Below are 13,966 nucleotides of genomic sequence, written 5' to 3'. Positions count from 1 at the left end.
TGCTCTGAAGAGGGTAAAGTCAAGATAAAAAAAAATATTCGTGCTTAAAATGGTCCCTTGAATTCAAATGGGAATTTAGGTTAATAGATACATTTATAATCAATTTTAAAAGGCTGTTTTAGTATTCTTCACAGGGGATTTATGCATTTAAATTCTGATAGGTATTTTGGCGCCAAATCCATTTGCCAGGCCCTGATTTCAGGCCGCCTGATTTCGTCGGATCAGGCAAGGGATTTACTTTGTCGGGAGCGTAAGATAAAAGAGAAACTTGCCGTGCAAACCGACCGTAATACACCCGGGGATAGGCGAGGGGCGCTTTCTGACATATCTTTTATTGATGTGTTGGTATATTTGAATTTGAAGCGGTTGGACAAACCCGATAAAGTGATTGATGAAGATCTTATTTTTAAAATTCTGGCCGAATCCTGGCATCTTCCGTATAAAAAAATTGATCCTTTAAAACTTGAACTCAATTTTGTCACAGGCACTATTTCCCGCTCCTTTGCTCTAAGGCATCTGCTGCTGCCTTTGCAGATGAAAGACGGCAAACTGGTGGTGGCCACCCCGAATCCCTTTAATCATGAAGCCATTGATGATGTGCAGCGGGTAACCAATCTGAAGGTCTCCCCCATTGTTAGTTCAAAAACGGATGTGGCAAGGCTTATCAGGGAGTTTTTTGGGTTTCATCATTCCATCAGTGCGGCTGAAAATTTATTTTCACGAACCGGGGTAGATTTAGGCAATCTTGAACGGTTTGTCAAACTTGGTAACATGGATGAACCGCCGTCCACGGATCAGCATATTGTCAATGCCGTGAACCATTTGTTTTCCTATGCCTTTGACCAGAAGGCCAGCGATGTTCATATTGAACCCAAACGAGATATCTGCCTTGTACGTATGCGGATTGACGGTGCATTGCACACCGTGTACAAATTGCCTAAAAAACTTCACAACGCCGTAATTAGTCGGATCAAAAATCTGTCTGCCCTTGATATGGCCGAGAAACGGCGGCCCCAGGACGGGCGGATTAAGATGCTCAAAAAGGATCAGGAAGTGGAAATTCGGGTATCTACAATCCCTGTGGCATTTGGCGAAAAGGTGGTGATGCGGATCATGGACCCTGAAATCCTTTTCCAGGACCTGGAAAGCTTAGGGTTCACACCGGCAGATCTGAAGAAATATAAAAAACTGATCACCATGCCCTTTGGTATTGTTCTGGTCACAGGCCCCACCGGATCCGGAAAATCCACCACGTTGTACTCTTCATTGCGTATGCTGTCATCTCCTGAAGTAAATATCACCACCATTGAAGATCCCATTGAAATGATCCATGAGGAGTTTAACCAGATTGGAGTCCAAACGGCCATTGATGTGACGTTTGGATCGGTTCTACGCAATATCATGCGCCAGGATCCGGATATCATCATGGTGGGAGAAATTCGGGATCTTGAAACTGCCAAAGCTGCCGTACAGGCGGCCCTGACAGGGCACTTGGTGCTGTCTACCCTGCACACGAATGATGCTGTGTCCACGGTTTTCAGGCTTTTGGATTTAGGTATTCCGCCCTATCTGATCCATTCCGCCCTTACCGGGGTGGTTGCCCAGCGCCTGGTGCGCAAAATTTGTCCCCATTGCGCCCAGCCTTTTGAAATGGACCGTCGGGAGCTGGCAGAGTTAGGGCTTTTTGTGCCGGGTGATGGTCCCTTAAAGCTGAAGCATGGTAAGGGCTGTATGAAATGCAGAAATACCGGTTATAGCGGCCGGATCGGGATTTATGAAATCCTTGCCTACACCCGGGGGCTAAAGCAGTTGACAACCAGAAAGGCAAATCTTGGTGACATGCGCCGGACAGCCCGCGAACAAGGCCTGATTCCTTTACGGGCAAACGGGATAGAAAAAATGCTTGAGGGACAGACAACCTACCAGGAAATTTTGAGGGTGACTTGGGAGCAGGGGTGACGCCGGGTTCATGCATTGCTTTAAACCCGGCGTCATTTTTAATTTACGATATCGCCGGGATGAATGTCTTGGATTGATGAGAGAACCATGACCGTCGCACTTGCAGGTTCCGTATGTATAACAATGAGTCTGCCCGCTGCTACGGGTGCGATATCCAGACCTGTTTTGACATCGTAAACCGATTCGTTTTCTTTGCCGCGTTTGATGGTGTAAATGTTGCCCGACTGGATATTATCGTCGGCACCCTTGTTTATAAAGGCGATGCGGTAATCGTTCACCAGAATATTGTTATCCTCGGAACAGAGCAAAACCGCATCCACGGGATCAGGGTGTTCATCCACCTCAAGTATGGGCTGTCTTGGATAAAAATCCATAACCAGATCGCCTGAAACCACATCCGTGTAGGCTTTTTTTATCTTGCCGGCTGCATATTGGGTATTGACTTCAATAATTTCAAGGTCGGCTTTGATCAAGTGCTTGATGCCTTTGTAACGGCTTGCGCGGATCTTTTGATCCACCTGGGAGGTAGAATAAATCTGGTACCTGTGCCCAGTAACAAAAGGGGTATGGCCCGTGGGCCTGATATAAACAATATCATTGGTGGCCATCATGATATTGCCCTCTTTTTCTCGTAACACCGTGCCAAGGGCCGGCACTTGTTCTTTTTTGATAAACCCGGTTCTGTGAATGGCTGGATAATTAAACCGGGTTTCAATCGCCATCCTGTTTGGTTTCTCAGGGGGCTGCTTTTTAAATTCAGGTTTGAGAAACACCCTGATGGTGTTGCCCGGATAAATCCAATGGGGATTTTTAATCTCCTTGTTAAGCTCCCACAGGCCTGGCCAGTCCCATTGGGAATTATAAAATTTTTGGGACAGATCCCAGAGAGTATCGCCTTTTTTAATGGTGTAGTAAAAGCCTGTCTCCTGATTTGTGTCAAACGTTTTCGCTCCTTCCCGGGCGCTAAGCGGGGAAAGGCAGGCAAAGATGCAAACCACTATTAGGAACACCAGGGATGAAAACATTCTATCGTGAATCGGCATGGAGACCTCCAATGATGTGTTGATCCTTGTAAATCTTGACTTTATTTAAGCTAATGTTCTATAAAATGTCAATATTTGTTGCCTAAATTACAGGAAATGGATGCGAAATGACACGAATTGCTGATCTTTTGTTTGAAGTACGGATGCTTAAAGACCTGAACCGGACCGGGTACGCTTTTTTAGGGGCCGGACAGGAAAGCATTGCTGAACACTGTTTTACCGCAGCTTTCTTGTGCTTTGTCATGGCCCGACTTGAACCGGATGTAGATGCTGAAAAGCTTATTTCCATGGCCCTGGTGCATGATACGGCCGAGGCCCGGACAGGGGATTTGAATTACGTGCATAAACACTACAACACGGTTGATGAACCCCGTGCGGTGTCAGATCTGATCCAGGGTCTTGACTGGGCAGAAGATATTTCCGAACTTATCGATGAATTCAACCAGGGAGAAACCATGGAAGCCCGGCTGGCCAATGATGCGGATCAGCTTTCCTTGATTCTTGAACTTAAAAAATTAAAAGACCTTGGCGCCTCCTCACCTGAATCCTGGCTGCCCTTTGTGGTTGGCCGCCTTAGGACAGATACGGGTAAACAACTTGCCCGGGAGATTCTTGGCACACGTTGGGATGAATGGTGGACCCGTGGATATTCGGAATAGACAAGATACAGGTGTCGTGTGATTTATGGCTTTGCGCCTTTCTCTTCTATATGTGGGGGTTCGGTGTCCTCAGGATCTTGTGTCTGCAGATTCGCGCCTTTCTATTGCCTGTGTCAACACGCCTGATGCTATAAAATCCTTCAAACAGCGACCGGATATTGTGCTGATGGATCCCTTTGTCCTTGACGCCGATGTTGATTCTGAAAAGGTCCGGTCATGGTTTGATACGTTTCACGTCCATAATTTTAAATTTTCTCCGGCGGTTTTTGTCATCGTGCCTGCAGAAACTAAGAAAAGTGTCCGATTAAGTCTTATGTCATCGGGTGCTGACCAGGTGGTGGACTGGCCTTTGGATACACGGGAGATTGAAGTTAAGGCCAAAGGCGCAATAGATAAGCTTCATCTCGAACAGACACTTTTTTCCAAAATCGGTTCCCTTGAAAAATCTTTTGGGTATCTGGATCGGTTTAAACGCGAATTAAAAGAGGTCAAAGATGAATTGCTTGAGGATAAAAGCAATCTGAACACGGCTCTAAAACAAATTCATCAAATGTCCCAAGAGCGCAGGCGTTTAAAGCAAAGCCTTTTGGAGATCAAGACACAGATGGCTGCGGATATGGAAGGCTTTGGCCGCATTCTTTATACTTTAATTCGTCAGCGGGTGGAGCTTAATCGCGGCCATGGCGAGCGTGTGGGAAAAATTGCCTGTTTTATCGCAACTAAGATGGGCTTATCCCAAAAACAGTTGGAGGATCTATCAAAAGCTGGTATGCTTCACGAAACCGGACTTCTTTTTCTTTCAAAGGATTATATTGGCGAAAAGGTGCCCGGTTGGGGAGACGCAGATCAAGATCCAGACAGCAGTTCCACAGTATATGATCAAGCTATGAGAGTACAGTTTCCGGTTAAAGGGGCTGAACTGCTCAGCCATTGCCGGGGATTTGAGGGGGCAGCGGCTATTATTCGTTGTTTGAACGAAAATGTGGACGGCACAGGATATCCTGATGGCTTGAAACGCCGCCATATTCCTCTGGCGTCAAGAATTCTTGCTGCTGCGGATGAAATGGAGAACCTTCGAGAGAAGAACGGATCGTTTGGCATTCAGAATTTGCTTTCAGAACTTGAGCCGATGATCGGCAGCCGACTTGATCCTACGGTCGCCGGATGGCTTGAAAAGTATGCGGTGTTGCACTTGGGCGGGGATACGCTCAAGGTTCGCGGTGTCGGTGTGGAGCAGCTGAAACCGGGAATGACTCTCAGTGCAACGCTGTTCACCCGGACCGGTACGAAACTGCTGCCTGCCGGGCAGACCCTGAATCGGCAGACCATTGATAAGATCATACAATATCACAGGGCATATCCTGTAGACGAAACTGTTTATATAAAGGTCTGAAACGAATGGATATTTCTTCAATAATCGGTGCTGTTTCAGGGATTGGGTTCATTCTGGGCACCATTCTTTTGGGCGGTCCCATCAGTATGTTCATCAATATCCCCTCTATTCTTATTGTGGTGGGCGGTACCATTGCCGCAACCATGATCGGTTTTCCGCTAGGTGATGTTATAGGCATCGTTAAAACTGCGATTAAGGTGTTTATGTTCAAAATTGAAAAAGCCGAGAATATTATTGCCAATCTTACGGAAATATCCAATAAGGCCAGAAAAGGTGGATTGTTGTCCATTGAAGGTGATATTCAGAGCACTTCGGATCCCTATCTGGCCCAGGCCCTGCAAATGACCGTGGACGGGGTTAAGACCGAAGATATCGGGCAAATCATGGAAAAGAAGATGGAATTGACCAAAAAAGATTTGGATACCGGTTCGGCCATTTTTGCCGCCATGGCGGCTTATGCACCGGCATTTGGGATGATCGGTACGCTGATCGGCCTTGTGCAGATGCTGGCTAATCTGGATGACCCCTCCACCATTGGTCCGAAAATGGCCGTTGCCATGATTACCACATTTTACGGCGCCATCATGGCCAATCTTTTTTTCATTCCCATGAGTGATAAGCTCAAAGGGCGTACCGAAGAAGAAATTACCAACATGAATATTGTTTACGAGGGTATTTTATCCATCCGGGAAGGTGAACATCCAAAACTTATGGAAGACAAGCTCAAGGTCTATTTGGGGGATGCTGCCAAGGAAGAGAAAAAGTAATCCTTAGTAAAAGGATAAAGGCATGGCAGGAAACGACGAAGAGTCAGGTAGCGAGAAAAAAAAGGTCGTCAAAAAACAGATTATCAATGTCACCGAAGGTGCGCCTGCATGGATGGCAACCTTTGCGGATCTGGTAACGCTTTTAATGTGCTTTTTTGTTCTTTTATTTGCTATGAGTACCACCCAGCAGGAGACTTATAAAGAACTTGTCAAATCCCTGAGAAGTGCCCTGGGAGCTCAGGCTGTTCCTGAATCCGGTACCCGGGAGGGTTTAACCATGCATCCGGTGCCTTCGGAAAAAACAGAAGATCACCAGTCCATTGATGAGCTTGGCGGCATGATTGAAAAGGAGCTAGATGATATTGTTTCTGAAATCAGGGAACTGGTCCTTTTCAATAAACTGGGCGGGGAGGTCAGTGTCACTAAAACCGAGGCCGGTGTGGTCATTACCATGTCTGACTTGCTGCTCTTTTCAGCAGGCGGCACTCAGTTATCTCCCAAGGGTTTGGAGATTCTTGAAAAAGTGGCTTCGGTCCTGTCACGGCTTGCCTACCATGTAAAGATCCGGGGGCATACCGATTCCGAGCCCATTACTTCATCCACTTATCCATCGAACTGGGAACTGTCTTCGGCCAGGGCGTCTACTGTTGCACGCCTGCTGGTAGCAAACGGGGTGTCGCCTTTTTATATTTCTGCCGAAGGCTATGCCCAGTATCATCCCGTGGCCACCAATGATACGGCCCAGGGCCGGGCCCGTAACCGTCGGGTGGAGATTGTTTATGAGCGTGACAGTATAGCCCGCCAGTTCGAAGGCATGTATAAAAAATAAAAAACGCGATAGTGTGAACGATTGTGAGCTGAACTTTTCTCTGACCACAGGCTCTAAAGGATAACAAGTCACCCGGAGAAAGCCTGCCATTTTGGGGTTGATGTTACAAACCTCTAAGGAGGATTAAGATTCTCCGGGTGAAATTGTGATATATTTTATGCCGTTTTTATCTCTATCTGCCTGGGTTTTGCCGCTTCAGATTTAGGCAGGTGCAGTTTTAAGACGCCGTTTTTTAATTCTGCCTCAACTTTTTCAACATCAATGGTTTGGGGTACGGAAAAACTTCTGACAAATTCTACATCTGAAAATTCTGTATATGTTGCTGCCCCTTCTGTTTTAAGTTTTCTGACACCGGATATTGATAGTTTTCCGTTATCAATATCAACTGATATATTTTCTTTTACCACCCCAGGCATGTCAGCGTGGAGAAGGATTTCATTGTCATTTTCATAAATATCTACGGCTGGCGTTGCTTCATACAATTCATGAGTTTTCTCGACGGTTCTTTCGTCTTGCTTTACGATTTCTTGTGCTCTATCCATTGTACCCTCCTTTTTTAAAACTTTATCTTAAAGTTTAATTTATGCTTATTTTTTTGGGTTTTGCGGCCTCATGCTTGGGAAGTGTAAGATAAAGCACACCGTCTTTAAGCGTGGCTTTAACTTTGGTTGAGTCAACATCTGCAGGCAGTGTAAAGCTTCTGGAAAAAGATCCAACGCCTCTTTCAGTTTTATGGGTTTTATACCCTTCGGGAGCATCTGATCGCCTTTCTCCGCTGATTTCAAGATAATTCCCCTGGATCTTTACATTCAAGTTATTCTTTTCAAGTCCTGGAACTTCGGCTTTGATTTCAAAATTGTCTCCGTGTTCATAGAGATTTGTCTTGGGAACAGCTGATTCTAATTCCCATTTGTAACCGGATGGTCTCCCATAAGCGCCATAAAGATTGTCCAGTTTCCTTTGAAGGAGATTCATGGTGCCGAATAATCTGTCTATATCACCAAATCTTGTAAACATAATTCGTCCTCCTTGTGATAGGTTATTGAGGGTTGTTACGGGAACCGTTTGGGATGATAGAATCGACGTTCCATGAAAGTTAAGGTGTCGTCAATTCTATGTACAAAACCCCTGCTCCCACAAAGTCATCTCTATTTTTGCCTAAATTAACTCTGGATTGTTCCATGTCAATAGGGTTTTATTGTTTTTTTAATGACTTTATTTCAATAATGGGTTCGAGCCTTTTTAATTAGTTCTTATAATAAATATTCGCGTGTTAGGTATTTTTAATTTCTATCTGTTTAGATTCGGTTCCAGAAGCAAGCTCCATTCTGGGGATCGTGATGTTCAATACACCATTTTTAAAATCAGCTTTTATATTGTCCCTGTTGGCATCTTCCGGCAGCGATAAAGTGCGTTGAAATGATCCATAGGATCTTTCGAGTCGGTAACAATTTTTCTTTTTCTCTTCTTTTTTTTGTTTTTTCTCTCCCCGAATAATCAAGGTGTCATGAATAAGCTCAAGGTTTACATCTTTTTTATTGACGCCTGGTATCTCTAAGGAAACCGTGTATTCTTTATCAGTTGCACTTAGATCAAGACTGGGTTTTAATACATTCCCGGTTATTTCTTCAAGCATTCCTGACCTGGAAAATGATGGAAACAAGCCTAAACCGCTGAAAAAATTATCAGATAACCGGTCCATTTCATCGTGCAAAACATTTAATGAGCGTGTTGAATACCTGTTCTCTTTATCTTTATTGTACTTTTCAGGAATGGTATGTCCATTATCTCCGGTTTCTTTTTTAAACCAATTCCATGGTGCTATCTTTTTAATATCCATTTTTAATCTCCTTTTTATACTGATATGGTTTGGCTCAAAATGGCTGCGATATGCTCAATCGACTCTCACAGCCATCCAAGCAATAGAGATGGTTCCTTGATTTTATGCGGCGTTTATTTTGATCATTTTGGGTTTGGCTGCTTCAGATTTGGGCAGATGCAATTTGAGTACACCATCTTTGAGCGCTGCTTCCACCCGTTCGACTTCAATGCTCTGGGGCACGGAGAAACTTCTGGCATATTCTATATCAGAAAACTGTTCCCATCTGGAAACCCCTTTGTTTTCAAACCGACGAACACCGGAAAGGGAAAGGGTCCCATTGTCGATATTTATTGAGAGATCTTCCTTTTTTACACCAGGCATATCAGCATACAGAAGAATTTCGTTATCATTTTCATAAATATCAACAGATGGGATGGCAGTCCTTAGATCTCTGGTTTTTTCGATGGCGTCATCTTCTTTTCTGTCACTCATGATAACCTCCTAATCAAATTAACTGATTGTGATCTGCTTGGGTTTTGCAGTTTCTAACTTTGGTAGTGTCAAGTACAGAATGCCGTCCTTAAGCGCGGCCTCCACCTTTTCAGCATCAATGTCATTCGGCAAAGTAAAGCTGCGTGAAAATGTGCTGCTGCCTCTTTCATTTCTGTGCTTTTTGTACCCTTCCGGGGTCTCCACAGAACGTTTGCCGCTAATTTCAAGATAATTGCCCTGGATTTTGATATTCAGGTCATCTTTTGAGATACCGGGCACTTCGACCTGGACTTCAAATCTATCACCGCTTTCCAGAAGGTTGGTTTTTAGTGAATTAGATCTAAGTGTGGAAGCAGGATTATAAAGGTATGACCTGTCATAATCACTCAAAAGTCTGTCTATTTTGTTTCGGAACAGATCCATGGTCCTGAACCTTCTGTCGATGTCACTTAGTTTTGTAAACATAGTTCCAACTCCTTTCGTTTTTTTATATGAAAGTCTGGGTAACTTACTTAGATCTTTAAACCTTTGTTATGGGCTGTGCCTGGGTATTGATGGACGAGGACAGCCCGTGGCTGTTGTATTGTTTTTTTTGTTTTAGAGGCCTGGTTTGAAAGCCCTTTTTTTGAATTCCGAATTAGGATAAACACAAAAAAATACTATGTCAATATAATTTCATTACTATTTAATTTTTTATTAATATGATAATGTAGGTCGTAAATGGTTTGATTGGCGAGTCTTTATCAGGGGGGATATCATGCCAAAAGACTATTACTTTGTTTTAGGAACCGCTTCAGATACAACACTGGATGAGATCAGAAACGCATACAGGCAACTTGTTAAAGAGTTCCATCCAGACCGTTATGGGGATAACCATTCTCCGTTTCTTGCAGTCCAGGAGGTATATTCCATACTTTCAGATCCAATTAAACGACAGATACATGATCTTGAAGTCCTGAGTCAAAAAAAAGTTGAGATCCACGTATGGGGAAAGTATAAGATCCGGCCCAAGGGAACACGTTGAATCTCTCATTCCTGAAAAAGAATAACCGATAAATTTGGGAACTGCGATTTTTTTACGGTTTTTTCATACCTATAGACCACCATTTGATGAATCGTTTGATAGAACATGATGCAATTTCAGGCAAATATCCCGACCTAAAAGCGAATGTTTTGAGAATCTTAATGTCGTGATCACATTAACACCTGAACAGGCATTTCAGGGTGGACAAATTAAGGTGGCACTGCCAGTACAATTAAAATGTCCATCCTGTTCCGGTCAAGGATGGGGTGGCGCATACGAATGCAGGAGATGTCATGGTGCAGGTCTCTTGTCGGGAGAGTATCCGGTCATGATAAGCTATCCCTCAGGTATATCAGATAATCATGTGGTTCGAATGTTACCGCATATATATGGTATTAGAACTCTTTATTTGACAGTGTCTTTTCGCATCAGTGAAATGCTTTAGAGCCTGACTAACGCTTGAAAGCCCGATCAAGTTTTTCTTTTTCCATGATAGCTATGCGTGAAATATCCCCGGGTGGGACGCCTTTTTTCATACCTGGGCAGGAGTTTGCCATGATATCCCAGTTTTCCGGATGGTTAATCAGGGCTTTTATGAAGGGCCAGGCCCTGCACATATATGGTTTAACCGGATGGATGGTACACTGCTTTTGGGGGTCAAAGAAAATACAGCTCCCGTTCTCTCCCCGTGTCAGCACCGGCCTTGATCCGGACATATCACAATAATTTTCCACAAAGGTGTCAGGATCTGCTTGGATATAATTGCAGATTTTTCTGATGTCCTTTTCATCCACATAGGTGCCGCCAAATCCTTTGCAGCACTCGCCGCATAATTTACAGTCAAAAATATCTTCTGGTGTCAGCATTTTCAGATTCCGTAACGTTTTTCCATGGCTTTCTGCATAGTTAAGGGGTCCACATACTGAAGGTCCCCCCCCATGGGTATGCCCGATGCAATTCGGGTGATTTTAATTTTTGTTGTAGCCAGTTTGCCCCGGATATAGGCAGCCGTAGCTTCTCCTTCCACATTGGTGCGGGTGGCAAGGATCAGCTCTCTGACGTCCTTGCCCCGGGCCCGCCTGAACAGTTCGGCCAGGCGAATGTCTTTGGGGCCGATGCCGTCAATGGGGGACAGGGCACCGCCAAGGATGTGGTACACACCTGAAAAGCCCCCTGACTTTTCAATGGCAGCCATGTCTGTGGGGTTCTCCACCACGCAGATCATGCCTTTATCACGGCCGGGGTCTGCACAGATTTGGCAGGTTTCCCGGTCAGTGAGCGCAAAGCAGGATGCGCATAGCCGGACGCTTTTTTTCAGTTCAATGATATTTGCGGCCAGAGACGCGGCTTCATGGTCCGGGGCATGAAGAATATGAAGGGCCAGACGTTCCGCTGTTTTTTTTCCTATTCCCGGCAGGGTGGAAAGCGAATGGATCAGCTTGACAATGGCTTCAGGATAATGGTTCACAATGGGTTCTGGTTATTTTATAAAATATTACATGCCTGGGATATTCATGCCACCGGTCAGTTTTCCCATTTCAGTGGAGACCATCTCCTGGGATTTTTTTAAGGCGTCATTCACTGCGGCAAGCACAAGATCCTGCAGCATTTCAATATCTTCGGGATCAACCACCTCTTTTTCAAGAACAATGGACTCAATTTTCTGAGCCCCATTGGCCACCACTTTTACCATACCACCGCCTGAACTGGCTTCAACGGTTTTGGTTGCCAGATCCTGCTGGGCCTCCAGCATTTTTTTCTGAAGTTTCTGGGCCTGTTTCATCATACTATTCATGTTTTTCATGGATTAACTCCTTTTTGTTGAATATTACAGTCAGTGGTTTTTATGTCTTGTTGTGCACCCGCCTTGGCTGATCGACAGTTCAAGGATAGCCTGTAACCGTTTTTATATAAAGTTCCAATAAGTTACTGAATTACTTTCATGCTTTGTTGTGGGTTGAGCTTCGGTATTGATAGACCAAGTCAGCCCATGGTTGTTATATGATATCTGCGTCAAATAAACGTACCGCGTGCTGGACCATGGGGTGGCCTGCCGCAGCTTGTTCCGCCTTTTGTAGGGACGCCTGCTGCCGGCAAGTCTCATCTGCCGGACCGCCGTTGTTTTCTATGCTTACCTCAATGAATTTACCTAAATGTTTTTGACCCAGTTCCGCCAGCGCTTTGCTTTTGGCGTCGAGCCTGGATTTTTCAAACCCGGAGCAGGATGCAAGGGTTACAATCACTTTGTCCAGGGCAGATGTGTTTGCCTGGCCCTTGGAAAATAAACCGAAAATAAAGGGATGCTCTTGTTGAAGTACATCCATGAACTGCGTCCAGGTTGCAGGCCTCTGTTGCTCTTTCACCTGCTCCACAGGGGGGGCAGACCCGGGAGAATCGGATGAATCAGGTGAATAGTCTGGGATATCAGACGGTGTCTGCTCCCGTTCCGGTTCATAGGGTGGGGGCTCCGGTATCGGCATCGGCCGGGGTTCTGCTAAAGGCGGTGTTTCGGTGGGCTTGTGATCGGGGGGCTGTTCTGCAGGCCGTGCCGTTGTCAGGGCCGGAGTCTCATATTGCGTTGGCGGTGAATCAACATTGGTTTGGTCAAGGCGATTCTCCATTTGACGCGCTAATAGATCCACTTTAGTGATGATTTCATCAAGCCGGGTTTCAGGTTCAATCTGGATCATTTTGAGCAATACCATCTCTACGGCGGTCTGGGTGTGGGATGCAAAGCGCACAATGCTCTCCTCTTTTAAAAGAAGATCCAGCAGCATACCAAGATAGGCAGACGGAAAATTTTTGCACATCCGGTCAAGCTCAAGTTTTTCGGTTTCAATCATATTGAGCACAGGGCTGTCTTTTCCGCACAGCCGGATGATGTTCAGATTCCTGAACTGGGCAATGATACCGGAATAAAATTCCTTCAAGTCCATACCGGAATCATTGATTTTGCTGACAAGATCAATGAGTTGCGCCCCGTTTCTTTCCAATACGGCCGAAGAGATGGAAAAAAGAACTCTTCGATCTGTGCCTCGAAGCCTTTGGGCAATCATTTGCCGGTCAATTTCTTTTTCAGGCCCGGCTGAAAGAATTCTGTCCAAAAGGCTTAAGCCATCCCTGATGGAACCGTCCGCTTCTAACGCAATCAGTTCCAGTCCTTCTTTTTCAACCGTATAGTCTTCTTTCCGGCACAGATTCTCTAAGTGGGCGCAGATTTTGTCTAAGGCAATTCGAGACAGGTCATGGCGTTGGCACCGGGACAGGATGGTGGCCGGAATTTTATGGACTTCCGTAGTGGCAAAGATGAAAAGAACATGCTCCGGGGGCTCTTCTAAAGTCTTGAGCAGGGCATTAAAGGCCGCCACCGAAAGCATGTGGACTTCATCAATGATATAGATTTTGTACCTGGCGGTAGAGGGCATGTAGGCCACATTGTCCCTTAGCTCACGGATTTGCTCCACGCTGTTGTTGGAGGCACCGTCAATTTCAAACACATCTGCACAATGACCGTTGATAATATCTTTGCAGATTCTGCATTCGTTGCACGGAGAAGGGGTCGGCCCGGTCTGACATGTCATGGCCTTGGCCATGATGCGGGCAATGGTGGTTTTGCCGGTACCCCTGGGGCCTGCCAGCAGAAGGGCGTGGGGGACCCTGTTTCCGGAAATTGCGTTGGTCAGGGTGGTGGTAACATGATCCTGTCCAACAACTTCTGAAAATGTTTGGGGCCGGTATTTTAATGCCAGAACCTGGTAAGACATGGTGTATCAAAGGCCTTTGATGTTTCTTTTTAAAAAGTACAAGGCTTTATACCAGAGGGGGTGTTAAGGGTCAATGTCAGGGAAGAATTTTCGGAACGATTGCCATGTAAAATTTCATTATGGTATAAGGTCGAAATCAGGTTGGCAGCACCGGATTTTGTATTCATGACATTGAGCAAAACATTAGCAGAATATTTTTTCTTGTCATTTTTTC

General features: G+C 45.2%; 16 protein-coding genes. 6 read left to right on the top strand and 10 right to left on the bottom strand.

The genetic code is table 11. From position 1 onward, the window contains the following. The first annotated feature begins 141 nt into the window (after positions 1–141). Entirely contained in the window at positions 142–1,959 is a 1,818-nt protein-coding gene (locus EYB58_RS01165) for a GspE/PulE family protein (RefSeq protein WP_111954292.1), read from the top strand. A gap of 38 nt (positions 1,960–1,997) precedes the next feature. Here the strand turns inward: EYB58_RS01165 and EYB58_RS01160 are convergent, their stop codons facing one another. Further along, entirely contained in the window at positions 1,998–3,002 is a 1,005-nt protein-coding gene (locus EYB58_RS01160; protein WP_111954290.1) for a LysM peptidoglycan-binding domain-containing protein, read from the bottom strand. A 107-nt stretch (positions 3,003–3,109) separates the two neighbouring features. On the opposite strand from EYB58_RS01160, the gene EYB58_RS01155 reads away from it, so the two are divergent. The 4 genes from EYB58_RS01155 to EYB58_RS01140 are packed head-to-tail and all read left to right on the top strand — an operon-like array spanning position 3,110 to position 6,650. Beyond that, on the top strand, positions 3,110–3,661 hold the full coding sequence (locus EYB58_RS01155) for an HD domain-containing protein (RefSeq protein ID WP_111954288.1): 552 nt from the start codon (positions 3,110–3,112) through the stop codon (positions 3,659–3,661). 25 nt (positions 3,662–3,686) lie between these two features. Beyond that, positions 3,687–5,054: an HD-GYP domain-containing protein gene (locus EYB58_RS01150; protein WP_111954286.1), complete on the top strand. Its 1,368-nt coding sequence runs from the start codon at positions 3,687–3,689 to the stop codon at positions 5,052–5,054. Positions 5,055–5,059: 5 nt separating this feature from the next. Next, the gene (locus EYB58_RS01145) at positions 5,060–5,821 is read left to right on the top strand and encodes a motility protein A (protein WP_111954284.1); all 762 of its coding nucleotides are present in this window, start codon (positions 5,060–5,062) and stop codon (positions 5,819–5,821) included. A gap of 22 nt (positions 5,822–5,843) precedes the next feature. Continuing rightward, positions 5,844–6,650, top strand: coding sequence for an OmpA/MotB family protein (locus EYB58_RS01140; protein ID WP_111954282.1), 807 nt, complete (start codon positions 5,844–5,846; stop codon positions 6,648–6,650). A 155-nt stretch (positions 6,651–6,805) separates the two neighbouring features. Here the strand turns inward: EYB58_RS01140 and EYB58_RS01135 are convergent, their stop codons facing one another. The 5 genes from EYB58_RS01135 to EYB58_RS01115 form a co-directional block, all read right to left on the bottom strand. Continuing rightward, positions 6,806–7,192 carry an Hsp20/alpha crystallin family protein gene (locus EYB58_RS01135; RefSeq protein WP_111954280.1) on the bottom strand — a complete coding sequence of 129 codons (387 nt, stop codon included), beginning with the start codon at positions 7,190–7,192 and terminating at the stop codon, positions 6,806–6,808. A 34-nt stretch (positions 7,193–7,226) separates the two neighbouring features. Further along, positions 7,227–7,667: an Hsp20/alpha crystallin family protein gene (locus tag EYB58_RS01130; RefSeq protein WP_111954278.1), complete on the bottom strand. Its 441-nt coding sequence runs from the start codon at positions 7,665–7,667 to the stop codon at positions 7,227–7,229. A gap of 256 nt (positions 7,668–7,923) precedes the next feature. Then, the gene (locus EYB58_RS01125) at positions 7,924–8,490 is read right to left on the bottom strand and encodes an Hsp20/alpha crystallin family protein (protein WP_111954276.1); all 567 of its coding nucleotides are present in this window, start codon (positions 8,488–8,490) and stop codon (positions 7,924–7,926) included. A gap of 102 nt (positions 8,491–8,592) precedes the next feature. Beyond that, the gene (locus EYB58_RS01120; protein WP_111954274.1) at positions 8,593–8,964 is read right to left on the bottom strand and encodes an Hsp20/alpha crystallin family protein; all 372 of its coding nucleotides are present in this window, start codon (positions 8,962–8,964) and stop codon (positions 8,593–8,595) included. Between the two features lie 18 nt (positions 8,965–8,982). Next, a complete protein-coding gene (locus EYB58_RS01115) occupies positions 8,983–9,429 on the bottom strand; it encodes an Hsp20/alpha crystallin family protein (protein ID WP_111954272.1) in 447 nt (148 codons plus the stop codon). A gap of 292 nt (positions 9,430–9,721) precedes the next feature. Here EYB58_RS01115 and EYB58_RS23725 point away from each other — a divergent pair, with 292 nt between their 5' ends. Then, positions 9,722–9,988, top strand: coding sequence for a J domain-containing protein (locus EYB58_RS23725; protein WP_242637510.1), 267 nt, complete (start codon positions 9,722–9,724; stop codon positions 9,986–9,988). Positions 9,989–10,440: 452 nt separating this feature from the next. Here EYB58_RS23725 and EYB58_RS01105 read toward each other — a convergent pair whose 3' ends face one another. The 4 genes from EYB58_RS01105 to dnaX form a co-directional block, all read right to left on the bottom strand. Beyond that, on the bottom strand, positions 10,441–10,854 hold the full coding sequence (locus EYB58_RS01105; protein WP_111954270.1) for a YkgJ family cysteine cluster protein: 414 nt from the start codon (positions 10,852–10,854) through the stop codon (positions 10,441–10,443). A gap of 2 nt (positions 10,855–10,856) precedes the next feature. Beyond that, a complete protein-coding gene (recR, locus tag EYB58_RS01100; protein WP_111954268.1) occupies positions 10,857–11,456 on the bottom strand; it encodes a recombination mediator RecR in 600 nt (199 codons plus the stop codon). A 27-nt stretch (positions 11,457–11,483) separates the two neighbouring features. After that, a complete protein-coding gene (locus tag EYB58_RS01095) occupies positions 11,484–11,792 on the bottom strand; it encodes a YbaB/EbfC family nucleoid-associated protein (protein ID WP_111954266.1) in 309 nt (102 codons plus the stop codon). Between the two features lie 193 nt (positions 11,793–11,985). Then, on the bottom strand, positions 11,986–13,752 hold the full coding sequence (gene dnaX, locus EYB58_RS01090; protein ID WP_111954264.1) for a DNA polymerase III subunit gamma/tau: 1,767 nt from the start codon (positions 13,750–13,752) through the stop codon (positions 11,986–11,988). Between the last annotated feature and the right edge of the window lie 214 nt (positions 13,753–13,966).

Source organism: Desulfobacter hydrogenophilus (assembly GCF_004319545.1).
Lineage (GTDB): Bacteria > Desulfobacterota > Desulfobacteria > Desulfobacterales > Desulfobacteraceae > Desulfobacter > Desulfobacter hydrogenophilus.
The sequence above is the reverse complement of the archived record's forward strand: the minus strand, read 5'-3'. Positions and strand labels throughout refer to the sequence as shown.

Bases quoted from the DNA above. Each gene is read 5' to 3' on its own strand.
- EYB58_RS01165 (WP_111954292.1), top strand. From the start codon at position 142: ATGCATTTAAATTCTGATAGGTATTTTGGCGCCAAATCCATTTGCCAG.
- EYB58_RS01160 (WP_111954290.1), bottom strand. From the start codon at position 3,002: ATGCCGATTCACGATAGAATGTTTTCATCCCTGGTGTTCCTAATAGTG.
- EYB58_RS01155 (WP_111954288.1), top strand. From the start codon at position 3,110: ATGACACGAATTGCTGATCTTTTGTTTGAAGTACGGATGCTTAAAGAC.
- EYB58_RS01150 (WP_111954286.1), top strand. From the start codon at position 3,687: ATGGCTTTGCGCCTTTCTCTTCTATATGTGGGGGTTCGGTGTCCTCAG.
- EYB58_RS01145 (WP_111954284.1), top strand. From the start codon at position 5,060: ATGGATATTTCTTCAATAATCGGTGCTGTTTCAGGGATTGGGTTCATT.
- EYB58_RS01140 (WP_111954282.1), top strand. From the start codon at position 5,844: ATGGCAGGAAACGACGAAGAGTCAGGTAGCGAGAAAAAAAAGGTCGTC.
- EYB58_RS01135 (WP_111954280.1), bottom strand. From the start codon at position 7,192: ATGGATAGAGCACAAGAAATCGTAAAGCAAGACGAAAGAACCGTCGAG.
- EYB58_RS01130 (WP_111954278.1), bottom strand. From the start codon at position 7,667: ATGTTTACAAGATTTGGTGATATAGACAGATTATTCGGCACCATGAAT.
- EYB58_RS01125 (WP_111954276.1), bottom strand. From the start codon at position 8,490: ATGGATATTAAAAAGATAGCACCATGGAATTGGTTTAAAAAAGAAACC.
- EYB58_RS01120 (WP_111954274.1), bottom strand. From the start codon at position 8,964: ATGAGTGACAGAAAAGAAGATGACGCCATCGAAAAAACCAGAGATCTA.
- EYB58_RS01115 (WP_111954272.1), bottom strand. From the start codon at position 9,429: ATGTTTACAAAACTAAGTGACATCGACAGAAGGTTCAGGACCATGGAT.
- EYB58_RS23725 (WP_242637510.1), top strand. From the start codon at position 9,722: ATGCCAAAAGACTATTACTTTGTTTTAGGAACCGCTTCAGATACAACA.
- EYB58_RS01105 (WP_111954270.1), bottom strand. From the start codon at position 10,854: ATGCTGACACCAGAAGATATTTTTGACTGTAAATTATGCGGCGAGTGC.
- EYB58_RS01095 (WP_111954266.1), bottom strand. From the start codon at position 11,792: ATGAAAAACATGAATAGTATGATGAAACAGGCCCAGAAACTTCAGAAA.
- dnaX (WP_111954264.1), bottom strand. From the start codon at position 13,752: ATGTCTTACCAGGTTCTGGCATTAAAATACCGGCCCCAAACATTTTCA.